This is a genomic window from Rhizobium sp. SVR5-2C (genome assembly GCF_056755115.1).
The window spans coordinates 1-273 of the sequence record NZ_JBNDHT010000399.1 but is presented as its reverse complement, the minus strand read 5'-3'; the positions used below and the strand labels follow the sequence as shown (position 1 = coordinate 273).

Sequence of the window (273 nt, the reverse complement as noted above, 5' to 3'; positions counted from 1 at the left end):
CGTTGAATATTTCGCTTCTCTTGTTGACTAGATACTGTTGGCCAGGCGGAGTGATGCGGGCGACCGCCTTCTGACGAGTGAATGGATTTGGCCAGCGAGCCCTCGCACCAGCACCTGAAAACGCCGGCGCCGCATCGTAGGCGGCGGGCAGTGCTGTGGCTGATGGTCGCCGCTTCGCTTTCGGTCATCGGCGGCACAGTTCTCCTCTCCAATGACATGCGCAATCTACTTACGCTGGCTGCGCGTTTCGGATATGAGCTGCCGGACGAGAGC

The 273-nt window shown here is 59.7% G+C and carries 1 pseudogene; it reads left to right on the top strand.

Annotated features, from left to right (window positions below):
- Positions 1–81 precede the first annotated feature (81 nt).
- Positions 82–273: pseudogene (locus ACPYOI_RS36260) on the top strand (DUF6030 family protein); the annotation flags it as partial.